Source organism: Streptomyces sp. NPDC054786, assembly GCF_053611685.1.
This window is the reverse complement of sequence record NZ_JBSHAW010000008.1, coordinates 101,617-119,338: the sequence shown is the minus strand read 5'-3', so window position 1 is coordinate 119,338 and position 17,722 is coordinate 101,617. Positions and strand designations below refer to the sequence as shown.

At 72.0% G+C, this 17,722-nt stretch carries 17 protein-coding genes; 16 read left to right on the top strand and 1 reads right to left on the bottom strand.

Annotated elements, in window-relative coordinates; translation table 11 throughout:
• Positions 1 to 477: 477 nt before the first annotated feature.
• The 16 genes from ACWGI6_RS09495 to ACWGI6_RS09420 all read left to right on the top strand — a co-directional run bounded on the left by ACWGI6_RS09495 (position 478) and on the right by ACWGI6_RS09420 (position 16,874).
• Complete coding sequence (locus ACWGI6_RS09495) at positions 478 to 699, top strand: helix-turn-helix transcriptional regulator (protein WP_453266940.1); 222 nt, start codon at positions 478 to 480, stop codon at positions 697 to 699.
• A 65-nt stretch (positions 700 to 764) separates the two neighbouring features.
• Positions 765 to 2,027, top strand: coding sequence for a tyrosine-type recombinase/integrase (locus ACWGI6_RS09490; RefSeq protein ID WP_453266939.1), 1,263 nt, complete (start codon positions 765 to 767; stop codon positions 2,025 to 2,027).
• 239 nt (positions 2,028 to 2,266) lie between these two features.
• A complete protein-coding gene (locus ACWGI6_RS09485) occupies positions 2,267 to 2,536 on the top strand; it encodes a hypothetical protein (RefSeq protein WP_453266938.1) in 270 nt (89 codons plus the stop codon).
• Between the two features lie 322 nt (positions 2,537 to 2,858).
• Positions 2,859 to 3,380: a DUF2617 family protein gene (locus tag ACWGI6_RS09480; RefSeq protein WP_393909422.1), complete on the top strand. Its 522-nt coding sequence runs from the start codon at positions 2,859 to 2,861 to the stop codon at positions 3,378 to 3,380.
• Between the two features lie 272 nt (positions 3,381 to 3,652).
• Entirely contained in the window at positions 3,653 to 5,377 is a 1,725-nt protein-coding gene (locus tag ACWGI6_RS09475) for a polyamine aminopropyltransferase (protein ID WP_453266937.1), read from the top strand.
• A 202-nt stretch (positions 5,378 to 5,579) separates the two neighbouring features.
• Positions 5,580 to 6,539 carry an SRPBCC domain-containing protein gene (locus ACWGI6_RS09470; RefSeq protein ID WP_453266936.1) on the top strand — a complete coding sequence of 320 codons (960 nt, stop codon included), beginning with the start codon at positions 5,580 to 5,582 and terminating at the stop codon, positions 6,537 to 6,539.
• Positions 6,540 to 6,626: 87 nt separating this feature from the next.
• Positions 6,627 to 7,490 (top strand): aldose epimerase family protein, encoded by an 864-nt coding sequence (locus tag ACWGI6_RS09465; protein ID WP_453266935.1) that lies wholly within the window; start codon positions 6,627 to 6,629, stop codon positions 7,488 to 7,490.
• A 10-nt stretch (positions 7,491 to 7,500) separates the two neighbouring features.
• Positions 7,501 to 8,043: an orotate phosphoribosyltransferase gene (gene pyrE, locus ACWGI6_RS09460; protein WP_393909418.1), complete on the top strand. Its 543-nt coding sequence runs from the start codon at positions 7,501 to 7,503 to the stop codon at positions 8,041 to 8,043.
• A 216-nt stretch (positions 8,044 to 8,259) separates the two neighbouring features.
• Positions 8,260 to 9,282 carry a class II fructose-bisphosphate aldolase gene (gene fbaA / locus ACWGI6_RS09455; RefSeq protein WP_453266934.1) on the top strand — a complete coding sequence of 341 codons (1,023 nt, stop codon included), beginning with the start codon at positions 8,260 to 8,262 and terminating at the stop codon, positions 9,280 to 9,282.
• Between the two features lie 141 nt (positions 9,283 to 9,423).
• Complete coding sequence (locus ACWGI6_RS09450) at positions 9,424 to 10,989, top strand: MFS transporter (protein WP_453266933.1); 1,566 nt, start codon at positions 9,424 to 9,426, stop codon at positions 10,987 to 10,989.
• 140 nt (positions 10,990 to 11,129) lie between these two features.
• On the top strand, positions 11,130 to 11,543 hold the full coding sequence (locus tag ACWGI6_RS09445) for a DUF3151 domain-containing protein (protein WP_393909415.1): 414 nt from the start codon (positions 11,130 to 11,132) through the stop codon (positions 11,541 to 11,543).
• 225 nt (positions 11,544 to 11,768) lie between these two features.
• A complete protein-coding gene (locus ACWGI6_RS09440) occupies positions 11,769 to 12,677 on the top strand; it encodes a tryptophan 2,3-dioxygenase family protein (RefSeq protein ID WP_453266932.1) in 909 nt (302 codons plus the stop codon).
• Positions 12,670 to 14,010, top strand: coding sequence for a kynureninase (kynU, locus tag ACWGI6_RS09435; RefSeq protein WP_453266931.1), 1,341 nt, complete (start codon positions 12,670 to 12,672; stop codon positions 14,008 to 14,010). The genes ACWGI6_RS09440 and kynU overlap by 8 nt, the downstream gene beginning before the upstream one ends.
• Positions 14,007 to 14,789, top strand: coding sequence for an alpha/beta hydrolase (locus ACWGI6_RS09430; protein WP_453266930.1), 783 nt, complete (start codon positions 14,007 to 14,009; stop codon positions 14,787 to 14,789). The genes kynU and ACWGI6_RS09430 overlap by 4 nt, the downstream gene beginning before the upstream one ends.
• Positions 14,790 to 14,904: 115 nt before the next feature.
• Positions 14,905 to 16,221, top strand: a complete 1,317-nt coding sequence (locus ACWGI6_RS09425; protein ID WP_453267004.1) for a sensor histidine kinase — start codon at positions 14,905 to 14,907, stop codon at positions 16,219 to 16,221.
• A 29-nt stretch (positions 16,222 to 16,250) separates the two neighbouring features.
• A complete protein-coding gene (locus ACWGI6_RS09420; RefSeq protein WP_453267003.1) occupies positions 16,251 to 16,874 on the top strand; it encodes a response regulator in 624 nt (207 codons plus the stop codon).
• A gap of 75 nt (positions 16,875 to 16,949) precedes the next feature.
• On the opposite strand, the gene ACWGI6_RS09415 is transcribed toward ACWGI6_RS09420, so the two are convergent.
• A complete protein-coding gene (locus ACWGI6_RS09415) occupies positions 16,950 to 17,414 on the bottom strand; it encodes a BP74-related protein (RefSeq protein WP_393909411.1) in 465 nt (154 codons plus the stop codon).
• Positions 17,415 to 17,722: the final 308 nt, after the last annotated feature.

Here is a 17,722-nt window from a genome sequence, read left to right as displayed (position 1 = left end):
GAGCCGCGCAACGCCCGTACAAGCAAGAGGAGCACCACCGGGCAGACGTGCTCCTCTTGCTGTTCGGCGGAACGCCGCCAGATGGTCGCGCCGCGAAGCGGCTCCTTCTTCACGCTTTGAGGCGCACCGCACCACAACAGACACCCCCTCTTTTGTCCTAAGAGGGAAGACGCTGCGTCATCTGCGTCATGCAGACCGAAAAACGGCCCCTGACCTGCGGCTACAGCCATGACGCAGACGGCGGGCTCTGCGTCATCCTGCGTCATCTGCGTCATCCAATGACGCAGCCCATGACGCACCGATGACGCACCCCCTAACCACTGCGTCACACAAAACCACAGGTCAGAAGCCCGCATGACGCTGATGACGCAATGACGCAGAAATCCGCACCTCGGACAGACGCAGGCTCCCGGCTGAGGCGTGACAGAGCCTGCGAGACCTCACCGCCGTCCCGTATGCGATCAAGGGAGACCTCTTATGGCGAGCGCAACCGCCGCCCTCCGGGGCGGCCTCCCCGACCGATACCTCACCCCCGAGGACATCGCCTCCCTCTTCGGCGTCCCCCTGGAGACCGTCTACCAGTGGCGCAAGAAGCGCACCGGGCCGCCCGGATTCCGCGTAGGCAAGCACCTGCGCTACGACCCCGCAGCGGTCCACAGCTGGACCTCCGAGCGCATGGCCGCCGACGAAGCGGCCTGACCTACAACCACGCCAGGGGCACGACCAGATGGTCGTGCCCCTCCTCCATGCCCTGGGAGTGCCCAATGGCCGGCCATATCCAAGACCGCTGGTTCAAGACCGAGGCCAACGCCAACGGCAAGACCGTCCGCGTCAAGACCGGCCGCCACGGCAGCGGCCTCCGCTATCGAGCCCGCTACGTCGGCCCCGACGGCTCCGAGAAGTCCAAGAGCTTTCCCGATGGACAGAAGCGGCGTGCCGAGAAGTGGCTCAGTGCCATTGAGACGGACATGACGCGCGGTCAGTACACCGATCCGAAGTCCGTACGGATCACGTTCCGGCAGTACGCGGAGAAGTGGTTGGACAGTAAGACGCCCAGTCCGTCGGCCCGGAAGGAACTCGGCCGGCGGCTGAGGCTGCATGCCTACCCGGTGCTTGGCTCCCGGCCGGTCGGGACCTTCCGGCCCGAGCACATCCGGGAGTTGCTCGCCGTGCTGGAAACGAAGCCGGGCGTGGGCCCCTCTTATACCCGGAACATCTTCGCGGACGTTCGGTCGGTTCTGTCTGCTGCTGTCGATGACTCGCTGCTGTCGCGCAATCCGTGCAGTGCGCGGAGCGTGCGGTTGCCCAAGGCCGACGCACACCCGGTAGTCCCGTGGGTGTCCGCCCAGGTGTTCGCCGTTCGAGCGGCTCTTCTGGAGCCGTACCGGGCGATGGTCGATGTCGGAGCAGGGTGCGGCTTGCGTCAGGGCGAGGTGTTCGGGCTGGCCGAGGACGCCATCGACGCTGACGGGCACACACTCCATGTGGTCCGACAGATCAAGCACGTTGAAGGACGGCCGGTGTTCGCTCTCCCAAAGGGCGGCAAGAAGCGGGATGTGCCGTTGCCTGACTCGGTGGCGGGAGCTCTCCGGGCGCACATGGATGTCCGTAAGCCCGTAGAGATCACGTTGCCATGGGACACGCCGGAGGGGCCGAAGGTGTCCTCCCGGCTCATCTTCACCGCTGAGCAAGGCGGCATGGTGTGGCGGAGCAACTTCAACGCCAAGGACTGGAAGCCCGCGCTCGCTGAGGCGGGCTTCATTCCGGAGGCGGAGGAAGGGGAGCGCTACGTAGGAGCCCGCGAGCACGGCATGCACGCGCTCAGGCACTTCTACGCATCTGCCTTGCTTGACGCGGGCGAGAACATCAAGGCCGTGAGCGAGTACATGGGGCATGCCGATCCTGCGCTCACGTTGCGCGTGTATGCCCATCTGATGCCCGACAGCCGAGAGCGCGCCCGTCGTGCCATCGACGGGATCTTTGGGGCCTCCCTTCCGGGAGATGACGGCCCACAGACGGCCCAGTGAGGCGCGGACGGCCCCTGAACTGCCCATCTGCGCAGGTAAGGGGCCGATCTCCCGTGAGAACCCTCAGAAATTCCTCAACTGTGCTTTGAGATCCCGGGGGCCGGGCATCAGCCCCGCACGAAAGACAGTGACGGCCGTCGACGAGGACGGTCCCGGCGCGGGACGGCGCCGGAGCGGCGCACCGGGCGCCGGACGGAGCGGGTGCCTCGCTTCGGGGGAGCGAAAGGAGTGTGAGGCAGATGGGGATCGTGATTTTCCTGGTGATCTGCGCAGCGGTGATCGGCCTGGTGGCCCTGGCTTCGCGGGGCGGCGCCGGCGGACGTGGAACCGGCGGCTCTGGCGGCAGCTGGTGGGCCGGCGGTGACGGGGGCTCCGGCCTGGGCGGCGGGCACCACGGTGGCGGGCACCACGGTGGCCACTCGTGCGGCGGCGGTTCCTCCTGCGGAGGAGGCGGCGGCTGCGGTGGCGGTGGTGGTGGCGGTGGCTGCGGTGGCGGCGGCGGCTCCTGAGACGGCGGCCCTTTCAACTCCACTTGCACGGAAGGGTAGTTGCTTTCCGCATATGCGCCTGGCGGGTGCTGATGAATTCATCAACACCCGCCAGGCGCTTGGTTGTTGAACAACTGAACTGCAGGGCCCCCGAGCGGATGGAAACCCGGCGAAGATGGGTAAAAGCGCTGTGAGCGACAGGGCTTTCATGATTCCCTCTCCCTGGAGAATCCCCCACGTTCTCCGATCCCACGTGGGCACGAGCCGGCAGGCATGCGGACATCCCAGGCCTTCAACGGGCGGGCCGGCCCACCATTCCACTGCGTGCTTGCGGAGCCGACCCATGCTCACCACTTTGCAGACGGCGTACACCGATACCCGTGCCTCCGACCTGGCCTGGGCGCTGGGCAGGGAACCCCTGCCGGCCCTCGCCGTACTCGATCTCCAACTTCACGGCGCATCGCTGCAGTTGAGACTGCTCGGCGCCTCTCACCAGGTGCTTCTCCAGGAGGAACGCGGCACCTGTTCCGAAACGGTCGCCTGCATGCCGGGCAGCAGCACACCGTTGCCGCTGGGTGTGGCGAAGCGGCTCGGCGACTGGGAATACGAATTCGCCGCCCATGTCGAGACGCTGTCACGCGGCTCTTTCGCGGGGCGTGCACAGGAATTGCTCGCGCTGGTGGCCGAGCATCCGCACGGCCTTGCCGGTACGTTCCCCGGCTCGCCGCACGCCTTCACCGCGATGCTGGCGCAGTGCCAGCAGGGACAGGTCCGCTGGCGGACCTGGCACGCATATCCGCAGGAGGGCCGCCTGGTGGCCACCCGTACCCGCGTGGGCGTACGGGCGGCGGTCGCGGCGGTCTAGGCCGCGTCCTTCGTGGGTGAAAGCGGCCGGTCCGGTCGGCAGGGGGGGCGTGGGGGCGTGGGCGGTGCGAGGGCGCGAGGGCTGTGCGCCGGGGGCGTGGATGTCTGGTGGGGCGCGGACGGTGTGGTGTGCGCGGTCCCATCCGCCGGTGTGGTGCGGATGTGGCACGTGCGCCCCGGGCAATGAAAATGCCCCAACTGGCGCGTGTAGCCCGCAGAGTGCACTCGTGTGGGTGACGGAGAGCCACAGGTTCGTCACGTAGCGTTCACTTTATGATCGACCCGCCAGAGCCCGTTCTCACCGGCGTCCCCGGGCCGCCGGAGGCCATGACGCCGGCGCGGCTGCCCGTGCCGACCGGGCTCGGCCGGCTGCTCGTCCTCGCCGTCGTCTTCGTCTGCGCCGCCTGCGGCCTGGTCTACGAACTCGAACTGGTCGCGCTGGCCACGTACTTGGTCGGCGACTCCGTCACCCAGGCGTCGGTCGTGCTGTCCGTCATGGTCTTCGCGATGGGCATCGGTGCGCTGCTGGCCAAGCGGCTGCGCTGCCGGGCCGCGGTCGGCTTCGGCGCGGTCGAGGCCGGTCTTGCGCTGGTCGGCGGCAGCTCCGCGATGGCGCTCTACGCCTGCTTCGCCTGGTTCGGCCAGTCCCGCTCCGCGCTCGTCGGCTTCTCCCTGGCCATCGGCATCCTGATCGGCGCCGAGGTGCCGCTGCTGATGACGCTGATCCAGCGGGTGCGCCGGCAGGACGCGGGCGGCGCGGTCGCCGACCTCTTCGCCGCGGACTATGTCGGCGCGCTCGTCGGCGGCCTGGCCTTCCCCTTTCTGCTGCTGCCGGGCTTCGGCCAGCTGACCGGCGCGCTGCTCACCGGCGGTGTCAACGCGGTGGCCGGTGGCGTGCTGGTGCTGTGGCTCTTCCGCCACGATCTGAGCGCCCGCGCCCGCTGGGCGCTGCTCGCCGCCAACGCCCTGGTCCTCGCGCTGCTGGCCGCGGGCATGCTGCTGGCCACGCCGTTCGAACGGGCGGCCCGGCAGGCCGTGTACGGCTCCTCGGCGCGGGTCGCGGTGCAGACCGGCGTCCAGGAAGTGGTGCTGACCGGCGGCACGGGCGCCGGAGCCGGTGCGGGGCGGGGGAGGAAAGGTTCCGGCGGACCGCTGGCGCTGTATCTGGACGGCCGGCTCCGGGTCAGCGCGGAGACCGAATACCGCTACCACGAAGCGCTGGTGCATCCGGCGATGGCGGGCGGCCCGCACAGGCGGGTGCTGGTCCTCGGCGGCGGCGACGGCCTCGCGGTGCGCGAGATCCTCCGCCACCGCTCGGTCCGCTCGGTGACCGTCGTCGAACTCGACCCCGGTGTTCTGCGGCTGGCGCGCACCGACCCCGGTCTCTCCCGCCTCAACCACCACTCGCTCAGCGATCCGCGGGTGCATGTGGTCACCGCCGATGCCTTCGACTGGCTGCGGCAGCAGGGCCTGTGCGCCCGCGGCCGGCGGCCGGCGCCGTACGACGTCATCGTCTCCGACCTTCCCGACCCCGGGATCGCCGCGAGCACCAAGCTCTACTCGCAGGAGTTCTACGGCCTGACGACACGGCTGCTGGCGCCCGACGGGCGGCTGGTGGTGCACGCCGGGCCGCCGGTCGAGCGCGCGCGCCTGTACTGGACGGTGGAGTCCACGGTCCGGTCGGTGGGCCTGGCGACCGTGCCGTACCGCCTGGCCGGCCGGCCCGCGTCGTTCTACGGCGGTCCGGACCGCACGGCCGACCCCGTCCCGCCGGTGGACGGCGAGGTGCCCGCCGCAGCGCCGGTGGCGGGCCGGGACCGGTACTGGGGCTTCGTGCTGGCCGCGCGGCACCGGCCGCGGTTCGGTCTGGCATCCGATGCGCCGCCGCCGGCCGGCCTCACCCGCGAGGAGCTGCAGGCCGGGCGGCGCGGCGAGGCCCGCGACCGGCTGTCCGGGCTGCCGGCGTCGACGCTGATGCATCCCCGCTACCTCGACTGAGCGGGTGGGACCGGGGCCGCGCGGCGCCGGTGCGGGGAGGGCGTGGTGCACGTGGGAGCGGTGCCGGGGGCGCGGCGGACGCGGGGGCGGTGCGGGGGGAGGGCACGGCCGACATGGGTCCGGTGTGGGGCCGGGGCCTTTGTGCAGAAAGTTCTGTGCGGTCGGGCACGGGGTGCGGGGGTGCTGGGTAGGCTCCCATGTCATGGAGCATGAGGTGTACGTTCCGTTTCCCGTCGGGACCGTGCGGCAGGCGCTCACCGAGCCGGAGCGGGTGGCGCGCTGTGTCCCGGGAGTCCAGCTCGACGCCGATGCGGCCCCCCGGTCCCCGGTGGGCCGGCTGCGGCTGCGTATCGGAAGCTCCACCATCACCTACCGCGGCACGCTGACGGTCGGCGCCGCCGCGGACGACAGACCCGGCGACGACGGTGCGGCCCCCACGGTGACCGTCGAGGCGAAGGGCACCGAGGCCCGGGGCGACGGGTCGGTCGCGCTGACCCTGGCCGTACGGCTCTCCCCGGCCACCGAGCCCGGCCCCGGTACGACGCTGGCCTGCTCCGGCACGGTCCACGGCGACGGCCGGTTCGCCGAGGTCAGCGACCACTCCGCCGAGACCGCCGGCCGCCGGCTGCTGGACCGCTTCGCGGAGAACCTCGCGGCCGATCTGCGGCAGCGGCCGGTGGCGGGGCAGGCCGTCGACGCTCCGGCCGACGGCGACGGTCCGGCCGACGACGACGGTCCGGCCGGGGGCGCCGCCGAGGCGGCCAAGCCGGGGGTGTTCGATACCGAGGTGCCGCCGCCGTCCCTGGATCCGGGCAGCGACGAGGACGCCATGGAAGCGGCGGACCCCGACGATGCCGCCGAGGACCTCGACGCGGGGGACGCCGAGGACGCAATCCATGCGGTGCACGATGCGCATCCCGAGCACGCCTACGGCCACGATGCGGACGGCATCGCGCCCGCCGAGGCCGCGCACGCCCGCCGGACGATGATCGGGCGGAGCGCGGAGGAGGTCGACCACGCCCCGCCGCGCGGGCGGTACGCACCGGTGCCCGCGCCCGAGCAGAGCGCCGCCTCGGCGACCCTGCGCTGGGCGGCGCCCGCCGCCGCGGTGGTGCTGGCGTCCGCCGTGGTCGTCGGCCGGGTGCTGCGCCGGCGGCGCTGACCCCGGCGTTCACGGGCGCTGCGGACCGGCTGCGGGCCCGTCCCGGCGTCCCGCGCCGGGCGCCGGGGCACCGCTAGGGTCGGTCCCGTGAGTACCGACAACACCACGCAGAACGCAGCGTCGGCGCAGGCGTCACCAGGCGTACGGCTGGCCGCGGGAGACACCGAACTGACCGTCCATCCGGACAACGGCTGCCGGATCGCCGGCCTCCGTGTCGGCGGTACGGAGCTGCTGCGGCAGGGCGCCAAGTACGGCTGCTTCCCGATGGTTCCGTGGTGCGGCCGGATCGAGCACGGGCAGTTCCGCAACGGGGCCGAACTGCACCAGATGCCGCTCAACGCCGCGCCGCACGCCATCCATGGCACCGGCCGCAACCTCCGCTGGCGGACCGCGCGTTCGAGCGCCACGGAGGCGGTCTTCACCTACGATCTCGCCGATCCGGCGGCACCCTGGCCGTACCCGGGGCGGGTGACCCAGCTCGTCGAGCTCGCCGCGGACGGCGGCTCGCTCACCCTCACCATGGGCGTCGAGGCGACCGGCGACTCCTTCCCCGCGCAGGCCGGATGGCACCCGTGGTTCCGGCGGAATCTCGGTGAGGGAGGCGAGGACGCACGTCTCGACTTCACGCCCGGGTGGCAGGAGGAGCGGGGCGACGACCATCTCCCGACCGGCCGGCGGATCGTGCCGCAGCCGGGGCCCTGGGACGACTGCTTCGGTATGCCGCAAGGGGTCGAGGCCACCCTCACCTGGCCGGGCCGGCTGGAGCTGAAGATCAGCAGCCGCGCCGAGTGGGCCGTGGTCTACGACGAGCAGGAGGCCGCGGTCTGCGTCGAGCCGCAGTCCGGCCCGCCGAACGGTCTCAACACCCTGCCGCGCCTGGTCACGCCCATCGACCCGCTGGAGATCTCCACGACCTGGAGCTGGCGGAGCCTGTCGGGGGACACCGCCTAAGCTCATGCGCATGAGTGACGACGCGCGCGGCGAGCTGCTGCAGCAGATCAAGGACAAGGCCGTGGTGCACGGCAAGGTGACGCTTTCCTCCGGCAAGGAGGCCGACTACTACATCGACCTGCGCCGGATCACCCTGGACGGCGAGGCCGCGCCGCTGGTCGGTCAGCTGATGCTGGAGATCACCGCCGATCTGGACTACGACGCGGTCGGCGGGCTGACGCTCGGTGCCGACCCGGTCGCGACCTCGATGCTGCACGCCTCCGCCGCACGCGGCGGCCGGCTGGACGCGTTCGTCGTCCGCAAGGCGCAGAAGGCGCACGGGATGCAGCGCCGTATCGAGGGTCCGGACATCAAGGGCCGCCGGGTCCTGGTCGTCGAGGACACCTCCACCACCGGTGGCTCCCCGCTGACCGCCGTCGAGGCGGCGCGTGAGGCGGGCGCCGAGGTCGTTGCGGTGGCAACGATCGTCGACCGGGGTGCCGCGTCCGCGATCGCGGAGGCCGGACTCCCCTACATCACCGGCTACCAGCTCGGCGACCTCGGCCTGAGCTGACGTCGGCCGAGGGGCCACGCGGAACCGGGAAAGCCGCGCTGAACTGCGGCTTTGTCGACGGGCGGCTGGTTTCACGTGAAACCGGCCGCCCACACTGCGGGACGGCCGGGCGCGGAATGTGGAGCAATTCGCCGAGTCTGGGAAGATGTGCTCGGCGAAGTCCTCGCCCCCTGGTCAGGGCCAAGAACGCAACCCGCATACACAAGGAGCGGACAGATGCCCATCGCAACTCCCGAGGTCTACAACGAGATGCTGGACCGGGCGAAGGCAGGAAAGTTCGCCTACCCGGCCATCAACGTCACGTCGACGCAGACGCTGCACGCCGCGCTGCGCGGGTTCGCCGAGGCCGAGAGCGACGGCATCATCCAGATCTCCACCGGTGGTGCGGAGTTCCTGGGCGGCCAGTACAAGAAGGACATGGTGACCGGCGCGGTCGCGCTCGCCGAGTTCGCGCACATCGTGGCCGAGAAGTACGACGTCACCGTCGCGCTGCACACCGACCACTGCCCGAAGGACAAGCTCGACGGCTACGTACGCCCGCTGCTGGACATCTCCGCGGAGCGCGTCGCCAAGGGCCAGAACCCGCTGTTCCAGTCCCACATGTGGGACGGCTCGGCCGAGAACCTGGCCGACAACCTGGCCATCGGCCAGGAGCTGCTCGCCAAGGCCGCCGCCGCCAAGATCATCCTTGAGGTCGAGATCACCCCGACCGGCGGCGAGGAGGACGGCGTCACCCACGAGATCAACGACGAGCTCTACACCACGGTCGACGACGCGCTGCGCACCGCCGAGGCGCTGGGCCTGGGCGAGAAGGGCCGCTACCTGCTCGCCGCCTCCTTCGGCAATGTCCACGGCGTCTACAAGCCGGGCAATGTGGTGCTCCGCCCCGAGCTGCTGAAGGACCTCCAGGAGGGCGTCGGCGCCAAGTACGGCAAGACCGCCCCCTTCGACTTCGTCTTCCACGGCGGCTCCGGCTCCACCCCGGAGGAGATCGCCACCGCGCTGGAGAACGGTGTGGTCAAGATGAACCTGGACACCGACACCCAGTACGCCTTCACCCGCCCGATCGCGGACCACATGTTCCGTAACTACGACGGTGTGCTGAAGGTCGACGGCGAGGTCGGCAACAAGAAGCACTACGACCCGCGCAGCTGGGGCAAGCTGGCCGAGGCCGGCATGGCCCAGCGCGTCACCCAGGCCTGCGACAACCTGCGCTCCACCGGCACCAAGATCAAGTAAGCGCGGGGCGGCCGCACGGCCGGCTCGCTGCGCACCAGGCTCCGCATCCGCCGGGATGCGGAGCCTGCTGTGTGTCCGGACGCGCTGACCGCCTTGTGCACAGGGCGGTCGAGCGGGCGCGGATACGGGCATGCTCGCGGTATGAGCGAACCGAGCGCGCCCGGCGCGGTCCGGCTGACCACGGCACAGGGCCGATGGGTGCTGGCGACGGCCGTGCTGGGGTCCGGCATGGCGATGCTCGACAGCACCGTCGTCAATGTCGCACTGCCCAGGATCGGCGAGGACCTCAACGCGGATCTGGCGGTCCTCCAGTGGACCGTCACCGCCTACATGCTCACCCTCTCCTCGCTGATCCTGCTGGGCGGAGCCCTCGGCGACCGCTTCGGCCGGCGCCGGGTGTTCGTGATCGGCGTGGTGTGGTTCGCCGCGGCCTCGCTGCTGTGCGGGCTGGCGCCGGACGCCGGGGTGCTGGTCGCGGCCCGGGCGCTGCAGGGCGTTGGCGGAGCGCTGCTCACCCCCGGCTCACTGGCCCTGATCCAGGCCGTCTTCCACCCCGACGACCGGGCGCGGGCGGTCGGCGCCTGGTCGGGGCTCGGCGGCGTGGCCGCGGCGATCGGCCCGTTCATCGGCGGCTGGCTGGTGGACGGGGCCGGCTGGCGCTGGGTGTTCTTTCTGAACGTGCCGCTGGCGATGGTGTGCGTACCGGTGGCGCTGCGGCACGTACCCGAGACCCGGGAGCGGGACGCCCGCGAGCGCCGCGGCTTCGATGTGCAGGGCGCGGTGCTGGGGGCGCTGGCGCTGGCCGGGGTGACGTATGCGCTGATCGCCGCACCGGGCGGGGGCGCCGGGCCCGGCGTGATCATTCCGGCGGTGGCCGGGGTGCTGCTCGGGGTGCTCTTCGTCCATGTCGAGCGGCGGCGGGCGGATCCCATGCTGCCCCCGGCCATCTTCGGCATCCGGCTGTTCTCGGCCGTCAATGCGGTGACGGTGTGCGTCTACGCCGCCTTCGGCGGCTTCTTCTTCCTGGCCGTGCTCCAGCTCCAGGTCGTGGTGGGGTACTCGGCGCTGCAGGCCGGTACCGCGCTGCTGCCCACCACCGTGCTGATGCTGCTGCTGTCCGCCCGCTCCGGACAGCTGGGGCAGCGCATCGGGCCGCGCATTCCGCTCACCGTCGGACCGCTGCTGTGTGCGGCGGGCATGCTGCTGATGATGCGGGTGGGCCAGGGCGCCTCGTACTTCACCGATGTGCTGCCCGCGCTGGTGGTGCTGGGCGCGGGGATGGTGACGCTGGTCGCACCGCTCACCGCGACGGTGCTGGCGTCGGTGGACGTGGACCGGGCGGGCCTGGCCAGCGGTATCAACAATGCGGCGGCGCGGGCCGCGAGCCTGATGGCGGTGGCCGCACTGCCGCTGCTGGCGGGCATCGGCCCGGAGGCCTACCGCTCGGCGGACGAATTCGGTGCGGCCTTCCAGCGCGCGATGCCGCTGTGTGCGGGCATCCTGGTGGCCGGCGGGCTGATCGGCCTGCTGACCGTGCGCACCAACGTTCTGCGCGCCGAACCGGGCGCCGCGGAGCCGTGCCGGGCGGAGACGACCTACCACTGCGGGGTGAGTGCACCGCCGCTGGACCCGGGTGAGGTCACGGCCCGGGAGGTGAAGCGGCTGCCGGGTACCGGGGGACCGGGGCGACCGGCCGAGGGCTCTTAGGGCCTGGCCGACGGACCGGGCCCGGGCGCCCGGAGGGCCGGCCTCCGGCCAGTATCCGCCTTCCGTCCCGTTGCACAAGCCGGGGCGCAAGATCCCGGCCGCTCTCCACCCCGCCCCGGCAACCAGGCAGACTGGGAAGCATGGCCATTCACGAGAACCTCCTCGGGGGACCGCCCCCGACCCATCTGCCCGACGACCCGGAGCCGCGCGAGCTGCTCGCCGCGGGCACGGCACCGTCCGACGTCGCCGCGAAGTACCCGACCTCCTCCCTGGCCTGGGCCCAGCTCGCGGACGACGCCTTCGAACAAGGCCGGGTCGTCGAGTCGTACGCCTACGCCCGCACCGGCTACCACCGCGGCCTGGACTCGCTGCGCCGGGCCGGCTGGAAGGGCCACGGGCCGGTGCCCTTCGAGCACGAGCCCAACCGCGGCTTCCTGCGGGCGCTGCACGCCCTCGCCCGCGCCGCCCAGGCGATCGGCGAGCAGGAGGAGTACGAGCGCTGCTCGACCTTCCTGCGGGACTCCTCGCCGACCGCGGCCGACACCCTCACCTGAGGGCCGCCGCCGGTTCCCCTGGGGAACCACAGCTCCCCCGCCGGGGAGCGCCGGGCAAGATCAACGGGCCGGCCGCGTGCTCGCGGTCGGCCCTTGCGCGGTCGCTGTCCAGCACGGATGATTTCCAGTGGGCCGGGTCATCCCGCGCCCGAGGGGACCGGGGCTCCCGAGCCGACGAGGAAGGGGCGGACCGCTACCCGGTAGTTCGCACTTGAGGAGTCCCTCATGTCGCAGCCGTCTCCCATCGATTCCGTGGAGAGCGCGTCGACCGCACCCGCAGCGGGTTCCGCACCGGCCGGCGCCGCCGAGTCCGACCCGCCGTTCGCCCCGGATCTCAGCATCGGCAGCAGCAGTACCACCCCGTACGAGGACTATGTCCAGGCGGATGTCCTGACCCACCTGCAGCACCCGCTCTCCGACGACCCCGGCGAGATGGTCTTCCTGGTCACCACCCAGGTCATGGAGCTGTGGTTCACGGTCATCGTCCATGAATGGCACACCGCCGCCGAGGCGCTGCGCCGCGACGATCTGCCGGTGGTGATGGAGGCGCTGCGCCGCTCCACCTACGAGCTGGAGGCGCTGAACGCCGCCTGGAAGCCGCTCGCCCGGCTGACCCCGGCGCAGTTCAACGCCTACCGCAGCGCGCTCGGCGAGGGCTCCGGCTTCCAGTCCGCCATGTACCGGCGGATGGAGTTCCTGCTCGGCGAGAAGTCCGCGTCGATGCTGGTGCCGCACCGCGGCGCCTCGCGGGAGCACGCCGAGCTGGAGAAGGCCCTCCAGGAGCCGAGCCTGTGGGACGAGGTGCTGCGGCTGCTCGCCCGCCGCGGCCACGCCGTGCCCGAGGCCGTGCTCCGGCGGGACCCCGCACAGCGCTACGAGGCGGACCCGGACGTCGAGGCCGTCTGGGCCGGGATCTACGCCGGGTCGCAGGAGTCCGACCTCGTCGGGCTCGGCGAGGCGCTCACCGATGTCGCCGAGCTGGTCTGGCGCTGGCGCAACGACCATCTGGTCGCGACCCGGCGGGCCATGGGAGCGAAGATGGGGACCGGCGGTTCCGCGGGCGTGGCCTGGCTGGAGAAGCGGGCCCGCAAGAACGTCTTCCCCGAGCTGTGGACGGCGCGCAGCCATGTCTGAGACCCCGGAACTCCCCGGCGACGACGGCCTTCACGCGCCCTCCCGTGACATGGCCGCGCGCGCCGCGGAGTGGGACGCCGCCGACCCGCTCGCCGCGGTCCGCGACCGGTTCGTCCTCGACTCCGCGCCTGATCATGCCTCCGGCGATGCCGGGGTCTACCTGGACGGCAACTCCCTCGGAGCGCTGCCCCGTACGGTGCCCGGCCGTCTCGCCGATGTCATCGCCCGCGAGTGGGGCGAGCTGCGCATCCGGTCCTGGACCGAGTCCGGCTGGTGGACCGCGCCCGAGCGGGTCGGCGACAAGATCGCGCCGCTGATCGGGGCGGCACCGGGCCGGGTGGTGGTCGGCGACTCGACCAGCGTCAACCTCTTCAAGGCCGTGGTCGGCGGTGTCCGGATGGCCGGCAAGGGCTGTACGGAGATCCTCGTCGATGCCACCACCTTCCCGACCGACGGCTATATCGCCCGGTCCGCAGCCCGGATGACCGGCCTCGCGGTACGCCCGGTCGAGCCCGCGCGGATCGCCGACGAGGTCACCGAGCGGACCGCGCTGGCGCTGGTCAACCACGTCGACTACCGCACCGGCCGGCTCAACGACCTGCCCGGCATCACCAACGCCCTGCACTCCGCGGGCGCGCTCGCCGTCTGGGACCTGTGCCACAGCGCCGGCGCGCTGCCGGTCGGCCTCGATGCGCACCACGTCGACCTCGCCGTCGGCTGTACGTACAAGTACCTCAACGGCGGCCCGGGTTCGCCCGCCTACCTCTACGTCCGCGAAAGCCTCCAGGAGCGGTTCGAATCGCCGCTGCCGGGCTGGAACTCGCACGCCGATCCGTTCGCCATGGATCCCGCCTACACCCCCGCCGAGGGCATCTCGCGCGCCCGGGTCGGTACCCCCGACATCCTGTCGCTGCTCGCGCTGGAGGCGGCGCTGGAGGTTTGGGACGGGGTGTCCATCGAGGCCGTACGCACCAAGAGCCTCGCCCTGACCGACTTCTTCCTGGAGTGCGTGACCTCCTACGTGCCGCCGGGCCGGGCCCGCTCCGTCACGCCGTACGACCATCAGCGGCGCGGCAGCCAGGTGTCGCTGGAGTGCTCCTCCAAGCTCTCCGCTTCGGTCGAGCAGGGAGCTGTCCCCACGGCGAGAGAGGTGATGGACGAGCTGATACGGCGCGGGGTGGTCGGCGACTTCCGCCCACCCGACGTGCTGCGCTTCGGCTTCACCCCGCTCTACACCTCCTTCGCGGACGCGGAGCGGGCGGCGTGGGTGCTCGGCGAGGTGTTGCGGGCGCTGCCCGATGTCGAGTCCGGGGCGGCCGGGGCCGACGGGTGAGCGTGGCGGACGAGGAGGCGGCGCTGCTGGGGCTCGCCCCGGTGGCGCCGGACCGGACCGTGGCGTACGGGCCGCATCCGGACCAGATCGTCGACCTGTACCTGCCGCGGGCGGCCGACGGCGGGCGGGCCCGGACGGCGGGCGGCCCGCCGGTCGTCCTCCTGCACGGCGGCTTCTGGCGCGCGGCCTACGACCGCCGCCATCTGTCGCCGCTCGCCGCCGAACTCGCCGGGCGGGGGCTGCCGGTCGCGCTCGCCGAATACCGCAGGGTCGGTGCGGGCGGCGGGGCGCCGCAGACCTTCGAGGACGTCACGGCGGGCATCGCGGCGGCGGTGCGCGAGGTGCCCGGGGGCGAAGCTCCGGTCCTGGTCGGCCACTCCGCGGGCGGCCACCTCGCGCTGCTCGCCGCCGGCCGCCCGGGCACCCCCGTGTCCCGCGTCCTCGCCGTCTCACCGGTCGCCGACCTCGCCCGCGCCCATGCGCTGGGCCTGAGCAACGGCGCGGTCGCCGAGCTGCTCGGTGCCGGGCCCGGCCTCGCGGCGCGCATGGCCGCGGCCGACCCGGCGTGCCATCCGCCCGCCGGTGTCCCGGTCACGATCCTGCACGGCACCGACGACCCCGACGTCCCCCTCGACCTCTCCCGCCGCTACGCCGCCCACAGCCCCGGCACCACGGACCTGCGCGAGCTGCCCGGCGTCGGCCACTACGGCCCCGTCACCCCCGGCAGTCCCAGCTGTCACACACTTGTCGCTCTCCTGCACCGACCATGTAGTACTTGAGGCGGATCCGGGCAGATCCCCACTGGTGGGGACGCCCGGGGGCCCGTCGTTGCTTACCGTTGTCAGCGTGAACGACACGACCCAGTCGCAGAGCAGTCTGCGTTCCGAGGCCCGGATAGCCCATGGCGCACTGCACCGGCTGCGCCAGGACCTGTTCGTCGATGCCTTCGCCTTCCGCCCGATGCCGCCGCTGGAGGACGCCAAGGTGTCCCGGTGGGTGCCGTTCCTGCCGCAGCGGCTGCGGCACTGGATGCGCTGGCTGCCGCACTTCGCCGTCGGCTTCTTCTCGATGTGCGTCTTCCTGGCGAACCTGACCAGCAGCTCCGAGCCCGGGTCGGTGCGCTCCGTCCTGGTCACCGGCTTCAGCGCGCTGGTCGCCGCGGGGCCGATGCTCACGCTCTTCCGCCCGGTGGGCGCCTACTGGCTGTCGCTGTCCGCCTTCGTGGTGTCGGCGTTCGTCTATGCGGGCTTCTCCTCTCCGTTCGCCAGCCTCTTCGGCGCCGCCTTTGCCACCCATCTCGCGGTGATGGTCCTCGTGGTGCTGCGCACCCGGCCCCGGCTGGCCATCGAGATGTGGCTGGTCACCTTTGCCCTGTCGGCCGTGGTGACGGCGCTCGTGGGGAAGGACACCGGCGATCTGCCGCCGGTGGCGATCTTCTGCGGAGTGGTGCTGGTCTCCGCCGCCGCGATCCGCGCCTGGCGCGAGGAGCGCCGGCAGGTCGTCGAGAACCGGACCGCCACCGCGGAGGAGCGCTCCCGGCGCACGCTCCTGGAGGAGCGCGCCCTCATCGCCCGTGAGCTGCACGATGTGGTCGCCCACCACATGTCCGTGATCGCCATCCAGGCCGAGGCGGCTCCCTACCGCGTCAAGGACACCCCGCCCGAGCTCGCCACGTCCTTCTCGACGATCCGTGAGAACGCCGTTGCCGCGCTCGCCGAGCTGCGCCGCATCCTCGGTGTGGTCCGCTCCGCGGACCCGGACGCCTTCGCCGAGAGCGATCCGGAGGCCCCGCAGCCGACGCTCGGCAGCCTCGACGCGCTGCTCGCCAGCGTCCGCAGCGCCGGGCTGACCGTCGAGGCGGTGACCACCGGTGCGCCCCGGCCGCTGCCGCAGGGCGTCGAGCTGTCCGCCTACCGGATCGTGCAGGAGGGGCTGAGCAATGCGCTGCGGCACTCGCCGGGCGCCGAGGCGCGGGTGGAGGTCTCCTATGTGCTGGGCGGGCTGGGCGTGCGCATCGTCAATGGTCCGCCGAGCCGGCTGGCCAAACCATCCCCGGGCGCGGGGCACGGTGTCCTGGGGATGCGGGAGCGGGTACAAATGCTGGGCGGCGAGATGACGGCCGACCGCACCGAGGACGGTGGCTTCGAGGTCGCCGCGTTCATTCCGGTGTCGCACACGGCGGGCGAGACCAGGGCGGGGGGCAAGGCGTGATCCGGGTACTGATCGTCGACGACCAGGTGATGGTCCGAGAGGGCTTCTCCGTCCTGCTCAACGCCATGCCGGACATCGAGGTGGTCGGGGAGGCGGTCGACGGCCGCCAGGCGGTGCGCAAGGTCGCGGTCCTCAAGCCCGATGTCGTCCTGATGGACATCCGGATGCCGGAGATGAACGGCCTGGAGGCGACCCGCGAGATCGTGGCCGCCGACGCGGACGCCAAGGTCCTGGTGCTGACCACCTTCGACCTGGACGAGTACGTCTACCAAGCGCTGCGCTCCGGGGCCAGCGGCTTCCTGCTCAAGGACGCCTCGGCCGGCCAGCTCGCCGAGGGCGTCCGCATCGTCGCCTCCGGCGAGGCCCTGCTCGCCCCCACCGTCACCAAGCGCCTGATCTCCGAGTTCTCCCGGCTGGGCACCCCTCGTGCCCCCGCCCAGGAACGCATTGCCGACCTCACCGAGCGCGAGACCGAGGTCCTCGTGCTGGTCGCCCAGGGCCTTTCGAACGGCGAGATCGCCGAGCATCTCGTCGTCGCCGAATCCACGGTGAAGACCCATGTCAGCCGCATTCTGGTGAAGCTGGGGCTGCGCGACCGCACCCAGGCGGCGGTGTTTGCGTACGAGGCGCGGCTGGTGACGCCGGGGGGCTGAGGGCCGCTGCTCCCGGAGGGATGCGGGGCGGCCGCCGGCGGGCGAGGCCCGGCCGGCGGCCCAAAACCCCCGGCCTTACGGCTGGGGCACCTCCCGCACCAGCTTCGAGGTCCATGGGCACCAGATCAGCCCGGGCAGGAACGGGCCGCCGGCCTCGTCCAGATGGTCTTCGACGTAGGGCGTGGTGGCGTCACAGACCTCGATGGCGAAGTCGAAGAAGTCGATCGTCTCCGGGCGGAGGTGGAAGCTCCAGCGCCAGTTGTACGGGGCGGGGCGCTTGTCGATCCTGCCGATGACATGCGGCTCCGAGTGGGACGCGCCGCTCAGCAGGTCCCGGGCGTGCTGGATCTTGCGGGGGTCGGTGAGCTTGATGACGAATTCCTCGTGGGTGATGTCGGTCATCACGAAGTAGGCCGCCGTCTCGGCCTGGGTGCGGTGCGCGGCGTCGCTCGCCTGCTTGCCCTGGGCGGGCCCGGCCGCCGCGACGGCGAGCAGTGCCGCCGCCGCGAGCATGCCGATCTTGGTGGTGATACGTCGCATGAACCCCTCCGGTGCCGCGGGTCGTGGTCACGACCGTGCATGCGGAAAGTAACGGGAACGTCACCCATTGCTCCATAGTTACTACGGGTTAATGCGCGGCCAGGTGAAATGGCGAGGAGTGACTGGCGGGCGACGGGTTCCTGTGCTCTGTCCACAGCCTGTGGATGCCGCCGCGCCGACCCGGCGCACGGCACGGAAGTGGGGGGGGGGGGGGGCGGCGCCCCCCGGGCGCCCCCCCGCCGGGGGGGGCGGGGGGCGGCGGCGGGCCCCCGCGCCCCGGGGGCGCCCCCAAAGACGACCGCGGCGCC